The 14,914-nt window shown below is 44.3% G+C and carries 10 protein-coding genes; 8 read left to right on the top strand and 2 right to left on the bottom strand.

The window, feature by feature from the left end; translation table 11 throughout:
• Positions 1 to 51 precede the first annotated feature (51 nt).
• The 3 genes from folK (at position 52) to HMPREF9447_RS12345 (ending at position 3,288) form a co-directional block, all read left to right on the top strand.
• Positions 52 to 516 (top strand): 2-amino-4-hydroxy-6-hydroxymethyldihydropteridine diphosphokinase, encoded by a 465-nt coding sequence (gene folK / locus HMPREF9447_RS12335; RefSeq protein ID WP_009130072.1) that lies wholly within the window; start codon positions 52 to 54, stop codon positions 514 to 516.
• A gap of 65 nt (positions 517 to 581) precedes the next feature.
• Entirely contained in the window at positions 582 to 1,568 is a 987-nt protein-coding gene (locus HMPREF9447_RS12340) for a lysylphosphatidylglycerol synthase transmembrane domain-containing protein (protein ID WP_009130073.1), read from the top strand.
• Positions 1,569 to 1,659: 91 nt separating this feature from the next.
• A complete protein-coding gene (locus HMPREF9447_RS12345) occupies positions 1,660 to 3,288 on the top strand; it encodes a DUF6377 domain-containing protein (RefSeq protein WP_009130074.1) in 1,629 nt (542 codons plus the stop codon).
• Positions 3,289 to 3,290: 2 nt separating this feature from the next.
• On the opposite strand, the gene HMPREF9447_RS28455 is transcribed toward HMPREF9447_RS12345, so the two are convergent.
• Positions 3,291 to 3,443: a hypothetical protein gene (locus HMPREF9447_RS28455; RefSeq protein ID WP_157225279.1), complete on the bottom strand. Its 153-nt coding sequence runs from the start codon at positions 3,441 to 3,443 to the stop codon at positions 3,291 to 3,293.
• Between the two features lie 110 nt (positions 3,444 to 3,553).
• On the opposite strand from HMPREF9447_RS28455, the gene HMPREF9447_RS12350 reads away from it, so the two are divergent.
• The 4 genes from HMPREF9447_RS12350 (at position 3,554) to metK (ending at position 11,128) form a co-directional block, all read left to right on the top strand.
• The gene (locus HMPREF9447_RS12350) at positions 3,554 to 6,529 is read left to right on the top strand and encodes a SusC/RagA family TonB-linked outer membrane protein (protein ID WP_009130075.1); all 2,976 of its coding nucleotides are present in this window, start codon (positions 3,554 to 3,556) and stop codon (positions 6,527 to 6,529) included.
• Between the two features lie 22 nt (positions 6,530 to 6,551).
• Complete coding sequence (locus tag HMPREF9447_RS12355) at positions 6,552 to 8,249, top strand: RagB/SusD family nutrient uptake outer membrane protein (protein WP_009130076.1); 1,698 nt, start codon at positions 6,552 to 6,554, stop codon at positions 8,247 to 8,249.
• A gap of 7 nt (positions 8,250 to 8,256) precedes the next feature.
• Positions 8,257 to 9,534 carry a histidine-type phosphatase gene (locus HMPREF9447_RS12360; RefSeq protein ID WP_009130077.1) on the top strand — a complete coding sequence of 426 codons (1,278 nt, stop codon included), beginning with the start codon at positions 8,257 to 8,259 and terminating at the stop codon, positions 9,532 to 9,534.
• Positions 9,535 to 9,835: 301 nt separating this feature from the next.
• The gene (metK, locus tag HMPREF9447_RS12365) at positions 9,836 to 11,128 is read left to right on the top strand and encodes a methionine adenosyltransferase (RefSeq protein WP_009130078.1); all 1,293 of its coding nucleotides are present in this window, start codon (positions 9,836 to 9,838) and stop codon (positions 11,126 to 11,128) included.
• Positions 11,129 to 11,237: 109 nt separating this feature from the next.
• Here metK and HMPREF9447_RS12370 read toward each other — a convergent pair whose 3' ends face one another.
• Positions 11,238 to 11,804: an ATP-binding protein gene (locus HMPREF9447_RS12370; protein WP_009130079.1), complete on the bottom strand. Its 567-nt coding sequence runs from the start codon at positions 11,802 to 11,804 to the stop codon at positions 11,238 to 11,240.
• A gap of 802 nt (positions 11,805 to 12,606) precedes the next feature.
• Here HMPREF9447_RS12370 and HMPREF9447_RS12375 point away from each other — a divergent pair.
• On the top strand, positions 12,607 to 14,913 hold the full coding sequence (locus HMPREF9447_RS12375; RefSeq protein ID WP_009130080.1) for a TonB-dependent receptor: 2,307 nt from the start codon (positions 12,607 to 12,609) through the stop codon (positions 14,911 to 14,913).
• Position 14,914: the final 1 nt, after the last annotated feature.

Raw genomic sequence — 14,914 nt, forward strand, 5'->3', positions numbered from 1 at the left:
AAACAGGCTTTGCAGTGTCACTAATCACTAATCACTAATCGTTAATCACTTATGAACGTTTATTTCGGTTTAGGAACTAATCTCGGTGATAAGGAGCAGAACCTCCGTGTTGCCGTGCAATATATAGAAGAGCGGATAGGGAAGATTGTTTCTCTGTCCGCTTTTTATGCTACTGCCCCATGGGGCTTTACTTCTGCTAATGCTTTTCTGAATGCTGCTGTCTGTGCGGAGACTTCACTTCCGCCTTTGAAGATACTTTCCATAACCCAATCCATCGAACAGGAGATGGGGCGTACCCATAAATCTGTGAATGGTGTGTATGGTGACCGTGTGATAGACGTTGACTTGTTGCTTTACGGCAATCTTATCCTTGATACCCCTACCCTGAAACTTCCCCATCCGCTGATGCAGGAACGACGCTTTGTGATGGAGCCACTGGCGGAGATAGCGCCCGATGTGGTGCATCCGGTATCGGGGAAAACACTGGGAAATATCTATCGTGATTTACTTGATTAGTAACCGGTTTCCTGCGTCTATATATCCAATACGTTGGAGCTATATATCCTGCAAATGAAGTAATAATGAAGAATAAATTCCGCAACTTATTCCTGCTTTTCGGCATACTCGCCATTGCCATCATGCTCTGCACAATGGAGATGGATTATTCCGACATCTGGAAGAACCTGAAACGTGTAGGTTTCTGGTTTCCCGTAATCATGCTGCTGTGGTTCTTTGTCTACCTGATAAACACCTGTTCCTGGTATCTGATAATCAGGGACGACCGTAAGTTTTGTGTTCCCTTCTGGACGGTCTGTAAGCTGTCTATCACAGGTTTTGCTATTAACTATGCCACCCCCGGCGGGCTGATGGGTGGCGAACCATACAGGATTATGGAACTGACTCCTTACGTTGGTGTCAGTAAAGCCACTTCTTCCGTCATTCTGTATGTGATGATGCACATCTTTTCTCATTTTTGGTTTTGGTTCCTTTCCATCTTCCTCTACATCGCCCTGTATCCCATTCATTCTTTCATGGCTGTGCTGCTTACTGCAATAGGCGCTTTCTGCCTCTTAGCCATCTATTTCTTTTCCCGCGGATATAAGAACGGCATGACGGTGAAGACCTTTCTTTTTCTGCAAAAGGTTCCATTCGTAAAGAAATGGGCACATCGTTTCCTTGCTGTCCGCAAAGGAACATTGGAGCAGATAGACAGTCAGATAGCTTTGTTGCACAGCCAGCATAAGATTACTTTCTACAGTTCGTTGCTGCTGGAACTTTCTGCCCGAATCATTTCCAGTCTCGAAATCTATATCATTCTGAGTGTCTTCACACCGGATGTCAACTGGTGGGACTGTGTGCTGATACTGGCTTTCTCTTCACTGTTCAGCAATCTGATATTCTTTTTCCCGATGCAGTTAGGAGCGCGTGAGGGTGGTTTAGCACTTGCTGTGGACGGACTGCATATGTCTGCTGCATTGGGTGTTTATGTAGGGCTGATTACTCGCCTTCGTGAGTTGCTGTGGATAGCTATCGGGATGGCTCTGATTAAGGTTGGCAATAAGAAATAGCTGCTCCCGGCTTGCTAAAAAAGATAATAGAGAATTATTGTAGAGAAAAAATCTATATCTTTGCTTCAAAGTATATTAACCTGTAGTCTAAATGTTCAGATATTCTGTTTCTACTTTATTCTGTATCTGCTTTTGTATTTGTTTTTGTTCCGGTCTGTCGGCTGCGGGCAAGACTGATGATGCTCTGCTCTTAAAATTGGATAAGATGATTGCTCAGCGTGAGGTCTATCAGCAGAAAGTAGAGAAAGAAATAGCTGATTTCCGTCGGATGCTGGACTATACGGAAGATGATAAACTCAGGTTTGATATATTGGGTAATTTATTCACCAAGTATCGTTCATACCGCATTGATACGGCTATGATTATCGCAAAGGAAAGGTTGCGACTGGCGGAAACGCTGAAAGATGAAGAGCTTATCAATCAGGGGGTGATGAATGTAGCCGACGTAATGAATAAGATGGGGAAGCATGAAAATGCGTTAATCATGCTCGGCAAAGTGAAACGGACGGAAAATGTGAAGAAAGACACTTATTTCTACTATTTGTATCACACAATTTATTTGTCTTGCTATAACGAAGCAATAGATGACCCCGGAAAGCAATTGGCCTGGCAAAAGATAAGGGCTTATAAAGACACGCTGATTGCCATAAGTGAGCCACATTCTTCCAGTTACGTCACCAATAAGTGCGGCCGTTTGAGTATGTCCGGGAAGTGGGATGAGGCCATCCGGCTTCTGGAGGACTATTACAGCCAAAGCGCGGAAGACAATCCGGACAGGGCGAGGATGGAGTATCTTTTGGCGGAATTGTATTTGGGCAAGCAAGACACATTGCAGGCAAGGCATTATCTCATCCTGTCGTCATTGACTGATATTGCCAATGCTAAAAAAGTCTATATGTCTTTGCAGCGTCTGGCGATACTTCTTTTTCAGGAAGGGGATATTGCAAGGGCCTACAATTACATCTCCTGTTCACTGGAGGATGTGAATTTCGGGAAAGCCCGTTATCGCTTTGTTGACATTGCCGGGTATCTCCCCATTATCCAGGCTGCCAATGATGCCCGCATCAGGGCTGATGAAAACAGGGTGCTTATATTTCTTATGGTGCTGTTGCTACTGGTAGTCACCTTGATTTCCGCTTTCTTCTTTATCCGTAAGAAAAACAGTAAACTACTGAAAGTGAAGCAATCGTTGGCGGAACAGAACCTACGTTTGCAGGAGATGGCTGAGAATCTGACCCGGATGAACGAACAGATTCAGGAGTCAAACCATATCAAGGAAGAATATATCGGACTGTTATTCAATATTTGTTCCGAATACATCTATAAGCAGGAGAATAGCCGTAAAGCATTGCTGAAAATAGCCAATACGGGTTCTATGGCCGATATATCGAAAGTGCTTCGCGGACAATCTTCCACTTCCGAGGACTTCAAGCTTTTTATCAGTAAGTTCGATACGATATTTCTTTCTATCTTCCCTAATTTCATAGAGTCGTTCAATGCTCTGTTAAAAGAGGAAGAGCGAGTGCAGGTTAAAGAAGGTGAACTGTTGACTCCAGAGTTGCGTATATATGCTCTCATACGTTTGGGAATAAATGATAATTCGAAGATTGCCAACTTCCTCCATTATTCACTTCAGACAGTTTATAATTACCGGATGAAAATGAGAAATAAAGCCATAGTTCCGGGCAAGGATTTGGCTATTCAGGTACAAAAACTATAGTTTTACACTTCCTTTGTTCTTACTTTTAAACTTCTACTATCAAATATTAATTCTTTGATAGATAGTTGCTTACTTCCTATATTCTTCTTGATTGACTTACTTTTTTGTATCGTGTAGTTGTGTTGCACTGTCATTGAAATTACTTTTGCTTCCATAATTGATTCTCATATCACTTGAGACGCAGTTAGCCTTGGATTTATTGAATGTATGATGTGGATCACATGATACCTTTGTTACACGTATAATTAACTAATTAAAAACTATTATGAAGAACAAGAAAAATCCGGAAACTTTTGGAAGTAGGTGGCGGTATGTTTGGGTACTGTTTGCTTTGGTTTTCAGTGTGAATGTTGTTGCACAGAAAACGGTGGTGAAAGGTAATATCCTCGATAAGGATAATCTGCCTATTATAGGAGCGAATATTTTAGAAAAGGGGACGTCAAACGGAACGATTAGTGATGTGGACGGTAATTTTACACTTTCAGTCACGAGCCCTGGTGCTGTTTTGCTTATTACATACATAGGTTATAAAAACGTAGAAAAACCTGCCTCCGCCAACATGAAAATTGTGATGGCGGAAGATAGCGAGATGCTTGAGGACGTGGTTGTCATCGGTTACGGTAGCGTGAAGAAATCGGATGCGACAGGTTCGGTGACTGCCATCAAACCGGATGATTTTAATAAGGGACTGCGCACAACGGCTCAGGATGCTTTGGTAGGTAAAGTGCCGGGAGTGAACGTAGTATCCAGCTCAGGTGCTCCGGGAACAGGTGCTACCATCCGCATCAGAAGCGGTGCTTCTCTTTCCGCTTCTAACGATCCGTTGATTGTGATTGACGGCGTGCCTGTGGATAACTCCACTATCGAAGGTGGCGGCAATGTTATCGGTGGTATCAACCCGGATGACATAGAGACGTTTACAGTGCTGAAAGACGCTTCGGCCACTGCCATTTACGGTTCACGTGCTTCGAATGGTGTGATTGTCATCACTACGAAGAAAGGAGCTGATACCAATTTGCGCTTTAATTATTCAACCAATCTGTCGGTGAGTACAGTTACGGAAACGCTGGACATTCTCTCCGCCGACGAATTCCGTCAGTTTGTGCCTACCGTATCCGGAGTGCCGTCTTCCGTGACTCTGGGCACTGCATCCACAGATTGGCAGGACGAGATTTACCGGACTGCTTTCGGGCAAGAGCACAATTTTTCCGTTTCGGGCAAGGTGAAACAAAATGCTCCTTATCGCGTCTCTGTCGGATATACCAACCAGAATGGTGTTGTACGCACCAACAATTATGAGAGATTTACATTTAACGGTGGCATCTCTCCCAAGTTCTTTGATAAACACCTCACGGTTGACCTGAACCTGAAAGTGTCTTATGAGAATAATAAGAAAGTCGATGAAAGCGTAGTGAATAATGCGCTTCGTTATGATCCCACCCATCCTGTTAAAACCGGAAGTTCCACGGCGGCTACCGACCCCGGGTTAGGTTATTTTATCTGGATGAATGGTAACTCCCCTATGGCTATCCAGACGGATAATCCTGTGGCACAGCTTGACTTGCAGGATATTCGTAACAAAGTGACACGTTCTATCGGTAATGCATCTTTCAATTATAAGGTGCATCACCTTGAAGACTTGCAGCTGAACATGAATCTGGGGTATGATGTATTGACAAGTAAATATTCGAAGGAAGTGCCTGAACTGGCTGGTATGATGTACACTTCTAATATGAAAGATGGTACGGGACTTGTGTACGACTCCAAGCAGAACAAGCGGAATTATCTGTTGGATTTATATGCTAACTATTCGCACGTGTTCAATGAGAAACACAATTTCAGTGCGATGGGCGGATATGGCTGGCAACATTTCTGGAAGAAGTTCGACGCTACTACCTTCTCTCCGGAAGGAAAAGAACTCTTCTCTCCCAATCACTATGAGTCGGAGTATTACCTGCTTTCGTTCTACGGTCGTCTGAATTACTCGTATGACAATCGCTATATGATAACTGCCACGCTTCGTTCGGATGCTTCATCCCGTTTTGCGAAGGGTAACCGCTGGGGATTGTTCCCTTCCGTGGCATTGGGATGGAAAATCAGCCAGGAGGCTTTTCTGAGGGATTCGGATGTTCTGTCCGACTTGAAGTTGCGCTTAAGCTACGGACAGACCGGACAACAGGATATCCTGAACGACTATCCCTACATGACCACTTTTACGGTATCTTATCCTGAAGCCTGCTATCAGTTTGGCGATAAATGGTATAATACCTATCGGCCGAATGGTTACGACTCTGATATCAAGTGGGAAACTACCGAAACTTATAATATCGGACTGGATTATGGTTTCCTTAATAACCGCATCTATGGTTCTGTGGACTATTATCAGCGCCATACCAAAGATTTGCTGAATACCATCCCTGTTATTTCAGGAACCAATTACTCTTCTGTAATCACCACGAATATCGGCGAGATGGATAATAAAGGATTTGAATTTTCCATCAACGCAGTACCGGTGCATACGAAGGACTGGAAGTGGACGGTAGGTATGAACTATACTTGGAACGATTCGAAAATTACGAAACTGAATGTAGTGGACTCGGAAGCTAACTTTGTGCAGACCGGAGCTATTTCAGGCACGGGTAAGACGGTGCAGGTATTCATGGTGGGCGAACGTCCTTACACTTTCTATCTGGCAAAACAGGCCTATGATGATAAAGGCAAAGCGATAGAAGGTCAATATGTACAGCCTGACGGCTCTGTGTCGGCAACGGAAACCAAGTATGCCACCAATAAGAGCGCACTTCCCGAATCGTACCTGGGATTCAATACCCAGTTGAGCTATAAGAACTGGGATTTTGCTATCAGCGGACACGGTGCTTTCGGTAATTATGTCTACAACTACATTGCTGCCGACCAATACGTGCAGTCTGTTTATAGTGACCAGGGTAATTTCTCGAATATTCTGCGCAGAACCAAAGATACAGGTTTCCAGAACCAGCAGCTCTATTCAGACTATTTCCTGGAAAAAGGAAACTTCTTCCGGATTGATAACATCTCACTGGGTTATACTTTCAGGAAATTGTGGGATAGTTCAAGTTCTTTGCGACTGACTTTCGGTGTTCAGAACGTGGCTACCTTTACCGGTTATTCCGGTATTGACCCGGAAATCTACAGTGGTATCGATAAGGAAATATACCCTCGTCCACGAGTATTTTCATTAAGTGCTAATTTAAGTTTCTAACGAATTAAAAATACTATGTTATATGAAAAATATAATTATCTATTCATTCAATCTATTTCTCTTGGTCACATGTCTGACTTCGTGCCTGGGTGACCTCGATACCATGCCATTGGATAATAATCAGTTGGTAAGCGACCAGGTATATAGGACCAAAGATGGCTATGCAGGCGTGCTGGCAAAGTGCTACTCATCTCTGATTCTGACCGGACAACAGGGCGGCGATGGTGGTAATGGCGACCTGGAAGGCGCCAATGAGGGATATTCCGGTTATGTGCGTCTGTTGTTCTATTTGCAGGAGATGAGCACGGATAACTTCTTGATGCCTTCTTCTTCTAACGGTTTGCGTAAGTGTCTGAATCTGCAATGGGATGCCTCTAATGCTTCGGTTGTCACTTGGACTTACCAGCGGCTTTATATGAGTATTGCCTATTGTAATGAGCTGTTGCGTGAATGTACGGAAGGGAAATTGCAGGATAGAGGTCTTTGGGAAGAGATGAAGGACGAGTATGTCAGCTACAGAGCCGAAGCGCGGTTCATACGTGCATATTGTTATTCTATGCTTTGCGACTTGTTCGGCTCTGTGCCGTATGTAGACGAACATACCGGTGTGAAGGAAATTCCTGTTCAATATACCCGTAAGCAGATTTTTGAGTATGCGGAAAGTGAACTGCTGGCTATTGAGAACGAACTGAAAGCTCCGGGGGAAAATGAGTACGGACGGATTGACCGCATAGCCGATTGGTTCCTGCTCGCCCGTATGTATCTGAATGCGGAATCCTGGATTAACGAGAATAGATACCAGGATGCCTACACCTATGCAAAGAAAGTCATTACAGACGGGCATTATCCGCTGGCTGCCGATTATCGTGAAATCTTTCTGGCCGATAACAAGACTTGCCAGGAAATCATCTGGGGCTTGGTACAGGATGGACAACGTGCCCAAAGTTCAGCCGGAACAAACTTCTATGTGAAAGCTTTTGTGAACGGTCCGATGGATGAGTTGTATAAGACCGGTGTCGGTTCGAGAGGCTGGGGTAATGTTCGTGCCAAGATGACGCTGGTGGATGCTTTTGATGCGGATGATGTGGCCTTCAATGTGAATGACACTTGGGGTAACGGAAAAAAAGATAAGCGTGCCCAATTCATGACTGCCCTTCCCAATCAAGTGAAAGAAACCTGGGATTCGGAGCTGAATATGACCAGTACCTTTACGTGTGGTTATGGCTATATCAAATGGAGAAATGTGACTAAAGACGACCAGTTGTGCGCTTCAGGAGATGCATATACTTCTATTGACTTTCCATTGTTCCGTACGGCCGACGCCTACCTGATGGCAGCCGAAGCTATCTTGCGCGGGGCAAATGGCACGGATGTAGAGGCACTGGGCTATGTCAATGAAGTCAGGGCGAGGGCATATATGTCCGGTAAGTATGCAAAGACCGGCGTTCGTTCTGATGTTTCGGGAGAAATCGGTCTCAATGAACTCTCTTTAGACTTTATTCTGAGCGAGCGCCAGAAAGAACTGGCATCCGAACTGACAAGACGTACCGACCTGATTCGTTTTGGTAAATATACGAAAGGTAATAATTGGGATTGGAAGAACGGTGCCCGTCTGGGAGAAGATGTGGATGACAAGTATAAGCTGTTCCCAATTCCGGAAAGTGAACTGACGAATAATCCGGCATTGAAGCAAAATGACGGTTATAAACAAATAAATTAAGAATAGAATGAGACTGAAACAAGTACTGTTATGTAGTATGATGTGGATGTGCTGCGTCCCGCTTGGGGCGCAGACATCCAAAGAAGAGATGTTTTCCACTATTGAGAAAACGGGTGGAGTCTATTGGGCCTATCCGCTTGATTTCGCCCCGCAGACCCGGGCTCCCAAAGGATATAAACCATTCTATGTGAGCCACTATGGACGGCATGGTTCCCGTTATCTGATTGGCGACCGTGATTATAAATGGCTGGTCGACCTTTTTGGAGAAGCGCATCGTGAGGGTGCACTTTCCGACTTGGGAGAAGATGCTTATCAGCGTTTACTGAAGGTGTGGGAAGAAGCGGAAGGCCATGGAGGTGATCTGACTCCGTTAGGTGTCCGTCAGCACCGTGGAATTGCAGAAAGAATGTATGCCGCATTTCCCGAAGCTTTTAAGGGCAGCCCTTCTATTTCTGCCCGTTCTACCGTTGTGCTGCGTTGTGCGATGAGTATGGTGGCTTTTGGTGATCGTTTGAAGGAGCTGAATCCCAATCTGCGCATTTCTTATGAGGCTAGCCATAAGTATATGGACTACTTGAATTACCACACGGATGAATCCAACCGCTTTACTTCTTCCACTGACGGTCCGTGGGCTGAAGAATATAGAAAGTTTGAAGATGTCCACACCAATCCCGGCCGGTTGATTGCTTCTTTATTTAAGGACAAGCGTTTCATACTGAAGAAAGTGAATCCGAAGGAAGTGATGTGGGGTATGTACTGGGTGGCGAGTGATATGCAGAATGCAGAGACAAAGGTTTCTTTCTATGATTTGTTTCAGCCCCAGGAACTGTTTGATTTGTGGCAGTGCATCAACTATCGTTTCTATGTGGGCAATGCAAATCATGCCGACGGGAAAGGGATTGTTGTAGCCAATGCGAAATCATTGTTGCAGAATATTCTGGATAGCGCTGATGAGGCTATTCAGAAAGGAGACATAGCTGCTACCCTTCGCTTCGGGCATGATGGCAATGTGATTCCTTTGGTGGCATTGATGCAGATAGAGAATTGCAATGTTGCCGTAGATGATCCTTACGAGGTGTATAAAGTGTGGAGCGATTTTAAGGTAGTCCCTATGGCTGCTAATGTGCAGATTGTCTTCTTCCGGAATGAAAAAGGAAGTGCGGACGATATTCTGGTTAAGATACTGCATAATGAACATGAAGTACACATTCCGGTACAGACCGACCAGTTTCCTTTCTATAAATGGAGCGATGTGGAGAGCTACTACCGGAACTTATTGAAATAAAGCACAGTTTTAAAGTTAACAATATTGAGACTACTAATTGGGAAGTGTGCCGATGGGATATCGGTACACTTCTTTTGCTAATATAATGTTAATGCTTTCCTGTTTATATGCTATTTCATAAGAAAACCTTTATCTTTGCACCCGAAAATGAAATGTGGAAAGATTTGAGTAGCTTGCAACCACAGAAAAAAATGCTAAAACACATCCTTTTCTGACGATGCTCCGAGCATCGGGATATGCATGTCTACTCACCTGGTCCCCGCTTTTCATTCTTTAATTATTCATTCTTTAATTTAGAAGTATGGGATATTTATTCACATCCGAATCGGTGTCTGAAGGACACCCCGACAAAGTGGCCGATCAAATATCGGACGCTGTGCTTGACAAACTGTTGGCTTACGACCCCAGTTCGAAAGTAGCTTGCGAAACTCTGGTAACTACCGGACAGGTGGTGCTGGCTGGAGAAGTGAAAACCAAAGCGTACGTTGACCTACAACTCATTGCGCGCGAAGTAATTCAGAAAATCGGCTATACCAAGGGCGAGTACATGTTCGAAAGTAACTCGTGTGGTGTATTGTCCGCTATTCATGAGCAAAGTCCCGACATTAACCGTGGTGTAGAGCGTCAGGACCCTATGGAACAGGGTGCAGGCGACCAGGGAATGATGTTCGGCTATGCTACTAACGAAACAGAAAACTACATGCCTCTTTCTCTCGACCTGTCACACCGCATCCTGCAAGTGCTGGCCGACATTCGTCGCGAAGGCAAGGAAATGACTTATCTCCGCCCCGATTCCAAGAGTCAGGTAACCATTGAATATGATGATAACGGTACACCCGTCCGCATCGATACGATCGTAGTTTCTACCCAGCATGATGACTTCATCCAGCCGGCTGACGACAGCGAAGCTGCCCAGTTGAAAGCGGATGAAGAGATGCTTGCCACCATCCGCCGGGATGTAATCAACATCCTGATGCCGCGTGTGATAGCTTCTATTCATGCAGAGAAAGTACTTGCATTGTTCAACGACCATATCACTTACCACGTTAATCCTACCGGAAAGTTCGTTATCGGCGGTCCTCACGGAGATACAGGTCTGACGGGACGTAAGATTATCGTAGATACTTATGGAGGCAAGGGTGCTCATGGTGGTGGCGCTTTCTCCGGTAAAGACCCCTCGAAGGTGGACCGTAGTGCTGCTTATGCAGCCCGTCACATTGCCAAGAACCTGGTAGCTGCCGGTGTAGCCGACGAAATGTTGGTACAGGTGTCTTATGCGATTGGTGTTGCACGCCCCATCAATATTTACGTCAACACTTACGGACGTGGGCACGTAAACATGAGCGATGGTGAGATTGCGAAGAAGATTGACGAACTCTTCGACCTTCGTCCGAAGGCTATCGAGGACCGCTTGAAACTTCGTAACCCTATCTATCAGGAAACTGCCGCTTACGGACATCTGGGACGTGAACCGCAGGTGATAACCAAGCACTTCAAATCCCGCTATGAAGGTGATAAGGATGTAGAGGTAGAACTCTTCACCTGGGAGAAGCTGGATTATGTGGATAAGGTGAAGGCTGCTTTCGGTTTATAATCTTCAATTAGTAATCAGCGTAGCTTTACAAGCTATTTACATAGAAGGCTGTCCTTTCGCACTGAATTTTCGGTGCGGAAGTGACAGCCTTTGTTCGTGAGGATGTTGTTTATGAGAGTAAGAACCGGTTAGCAGGTATCAGCCGGATGTGTCTGCCGTCTTCTTCAAAAGAATCGGTCTGATTAGTGGTTACAATAGTACCTTCTTGTAAATTGAATGCTTTCATGGCTTCCAGTAGTCCGTTATATTCACGCGTGAAGTTTTGGTCAGTTATTTGGTGACAAACTTGAATGGCATGGAGTACTTTGCCTTTTTCGGCAACGATGAAATCACATTCTCCTTTTTCTTTATAGTAGTAGATATTGCCCGGTTTCCTACGCAGGTGCAAAAAGATGAGATTTTTTAGTTTATGGCCCGTGGCATCTGAAAAGTTTGCGGAGGCTTCATTCACCAATCCCAGATCCATGGCATATACTTTCTTGGGGTTTCGGGATTGTACTTTCAGCGAATAACTGAATATGGGGACAAATTCTAGTAGATAAGATTGCTGATAGAAAGAGAAGTAATCCAGAAAGGTGGATGCAGCCTTTATATCAAACATGCCCACCAATTTGCCGGCTGATACCAGGTTGCCTACATTGGATAACAGATATACGATTTTATTTGCTATCGACAAACGATTTCATTTGTTGCTGGCAAATGAATCTTCGCTATGCTTCTTCCATGATATGTGATTATTTGCAGGTAATAAATAAGGGGTGTGAAGTATAGGAATCAAAATGATAGCAAATAGTCCGGTATTTACTTAATATGATTATAATCGTTGCAGTTTCGTAACATACCTTATCGTGAAAAAGTATATTATAGAGTAACTTGTGCATAAACAGAGATTGAATATGCGCTATTGTTGCATATTATTGCATATTTACAGGCAATTTATGCAGCAAAGGGTTACTACTTCCGGGCAAATGGGTTACTACTTATAGATACTATGGTTACTACTTCCAGGTAAAAGGGTTACTACTTCCGACTAACGGACTTATTTGCTTCATGATTTACACTATATATATGCTTTTCAGGGAATATTTCATTCTAAAAGAAATGTAAGGATTCAGATATTATACAGTCAATCTGCTTTTTGCAGATTTCTGTTTGCTTGTTTCTGTACTTATAAGTACTTATCTGGATACAGCCTGTTCTCAACGATCAGGAAATACAGAATGTCAAAAGGATAGTGCGATAGAAGAAGTGTTCCCAAGGGTGGAAAGTTGTGTTTTTAATGTTGGATTTCTCCATTGTAATTGGCATATAAACGTCCAGAGGGATAATATAAACTTTTTCCAAAATCTTCACTTGCTTTCTTTTGATTATCAGTGTGTTGTAAAAGTGATTGCACTTTATAAACCTGCCGATATAAATCAATGGAACCCTATTTCCAGCCTAATTTTGTCTCATCAAATCATTCAAAAATTAGGTTTATGAAACACATGATTATTTTATGCATTGCGTCGCTTGTATCCCTTATGTCAGTTGCCCAAAACAAGATAACAGGCAGGGTTGTAGAAGAAGAAACAAAGTCCGGACTGGAATTTGTAACAGTGCAGTTGCTGACTTCTGATTCTTTATTTGTGAAAGGAACCGTTACGGATACCAAAGGGAATTTCTCTTTTGATAATGTGGCGAACGGAAACTTTAGGATCACTGCCTCTTATGTAGGTTATGAAACAGTGTGCATTGATATCCGGAATTTGGAAAAGAACCTGCCTATCGGAGATATTGCCTTACTGAACTCCGGCGTAATGCTGGAAGGGGTTACTGTACGTGCTAACCCTGTCCTGAAGAAAACCGACCGTCAGATTATCCTTCCCACACAGGCACAGGTAAAGGCGTCTACCAATGGGCTGTCCCTTTTACGGAATCTGCAATTGTCCCGCATCCTGATTAATCCGGTGGATAATTCCGTGAAAATGTCCGGTGGAGAGAGTGTACAATTCAGAATAAATGGAGTAGAGGTAACTCAGGCGGAAGTTATTGCCTTGAGTCCTGCGGATATTATTAAGATAGAATATCACGATAATCCCGGTTTGCGCTATGGCAATGTAGGGGCGGTGCTGGATTACATCGTCAAAAGAAAAGACTCTGGCGGAACCATTGCAGCGGATTTATCGAATGCCCTTTCAGCTAACGGTTATGGCGAAAACAACCTGTCCGCCAAGTATAATTACCGGAAGTCTGAGTTTAGCGCCTATGCCTATTGGGGACGGAGAGACCTAAAGTGGACGCGGGAGAACTATGAGACTTTCCGCTTCCCTGATAACACCTTGGAGCGCAGGGAGATTGGCAAACCTACCCCGGTGAAGTACGATGACCTTAACTTTTCCCTGACCTATAACTTGCAGGACGATGACAAGCAAATGCTGAACGTCACTTTGCGGAATAATTATAACGATACCCCCAACTCCTTTTCCGACCGCGAGAGCAGCTTGTATCAGGGAGAAGATGTCCTCTCCATATCCGACCGTCTTTCGTCGAAGTTGCGGATTCCTTCACTGGACGTCTACTACCAGCGCAGCATGAAGCATCAGCAGAGCCTTACCTTCAACGTGGTAGGCACTTATCTGAATAGTGAGAATATGCGTACCTATCAGGAAAGTATGCCGGGCGAAACTCCGTCAACAGTTTATTCTTCCATTGATGGCGAGAAGTATTCCCTCATCACCGAAGGCATTTATGATAAGAAGTTTAAGAACGGAAAACTTTCCGGAGGCATCAAGCATACGCAGGCTTATCTCAGCAACGGATATTCGGGAGCTGTGGAAGAACAGGTGGAGATGAACACCGCAGAAACGTACGCCTTTGCAGAATATCAGCGCGATATCAATAAGTTCGCTTATACACTGGGCATAGGAGGTATGAGAACTTACAATTCGCAGGAAGGGAAGCATAACGAAACTTATATCTTCAAGCCTTCCATCCGGCTGTCTTATACTCCGAAGGAGAATCTGTTTTTCAGATATAACGGCTATATCTCCGGCTATTCCCCTTCCTTGTCCGACCTCAACGACATCTCGCAACCTATAGACTTGCTGCAAGTGCGCCGGGGAAATCCCGGATTAAAGCCCGTCCGCTTCTACTCCAACACTTTCAGTGCAAGCTGGATGCATAAGAAGGTGGCTGTCGATTTCTTTGCCCGCTACAGTTATGACAACAAACCTGTGATGGAGAGTACTTACTTTGAGGATGGAAAGTTTATCCGCACTATGGAGAATCATAAAGGCTTCCATAGGATTAACCTCGAAACGTCTGTCCAGATACTTCCTTGGAAGGAGTACATTGCCATCAGAGTGACACCGTTCTTGAACCGTTATATCAGTCAGGGGAATACTTATACACACACTCATACCAACTTTGGTGTTCGTGGCAGCCTGATGGCGGCTTATAAGAACTGGACGTTCATGGCGGAAATGAATACCAGCAACCATACGTTGTGGGGCGAGACAATCACTAAAGAAGAAAAGCTGCACTCCATGATGCTGGGTTATAATAAGGAGAAGTGGAGCATTTCGGCCGGAGTGCTCAACCCGTTCACCAAGCGGTATGAGCAGGAAATAGAGAATGTTTCACATCTGGCAGGCAGCCGGCAGGTGGCTTTCTCTACAAATCTGAGCCCGATATTCATGGTGAATGTCTCGTTCAGGCTCGATTTCGGAAGGAGTTATAATTCAAAAGGTAAAGTGCTTAATAATAGTGACTCGGATACGGGTGTTCTGTCCGGAAAGAAATAAG

The organism is Bacteroides oleiciplenus YIT 12058, assembly GCF_000315485.1.
Taxonomy (GTDB): Bacteria; Bacteroidota; Bacteroidia; order Bacteroidales; family Bacteroidaceae; genus Bacteroides; species Bacteroides oleiciplenus.

Bases quoted from the DNA above. Each gene is read 5' to 3' on its own strand.
- folK (WP_009130072.1), top strand. From the start codon at position 52: ATGAACGTTTATTTCGGTTTAGGAACTAATCTCGGTGATAAGGAGCAG.
- HMPREF9447_RS12340 (WP_009130073.1), top strand. From the start codon at position 582: ATGAAGAATAAATTCCGCAACTTATTCCTGCTTTTCGGCATACTCGCC.
- HMPREF9447_RS12345 (WP_009130074.1), top strand. From the start codon at position 1,660: ATGTTCAGATATTCTGTTTCTACTTTATTCTGTATCTGCTTTTGTATT.
- HMPREF9447_RS28455 (WP_157225279.1), bottom strand. From the start codon at position 3,443: ATGGAAGCAAAAGTAATTTCAATGACAGTGCAACACAACTACACGATA.
- HMPREF9447_RS12350 (WP_009130075.1), top strand. From the start codon at position 3,554: ATGAAGAACAAGAAAAATCCGGAAACTTTTGGAAGTAGGTGGCGGTAT.
- HMPREF9447_RS12355 (WP_009130076.1), top strand. From the start codon at position 6,552: ATGAAAAATATAATTATCTATTCATTCAATCTATTTCTCTTGGTCACA.
- HMPREF9447_RS12360 (WP_009130077.1), top strand. From the start codon at position 8,257: ATGAGACTGAAACAAGTACTGTTATGTAGTATGATGTGGATGTGCTGC.
- metK (WP_009130078.1), top strand. From the start codon at position 9,836: ATGGGATATTTATTCACATCCGAATCGGTGTCTGAAGGACACCCCGAC.
- HMPREF9447_RS12375 (WP_009130080.1), top strand. From the start codon at position 12,607: ATGAAACACATGATTATTTTATGCATTGCGTCGCTTGTATCCCTTATG.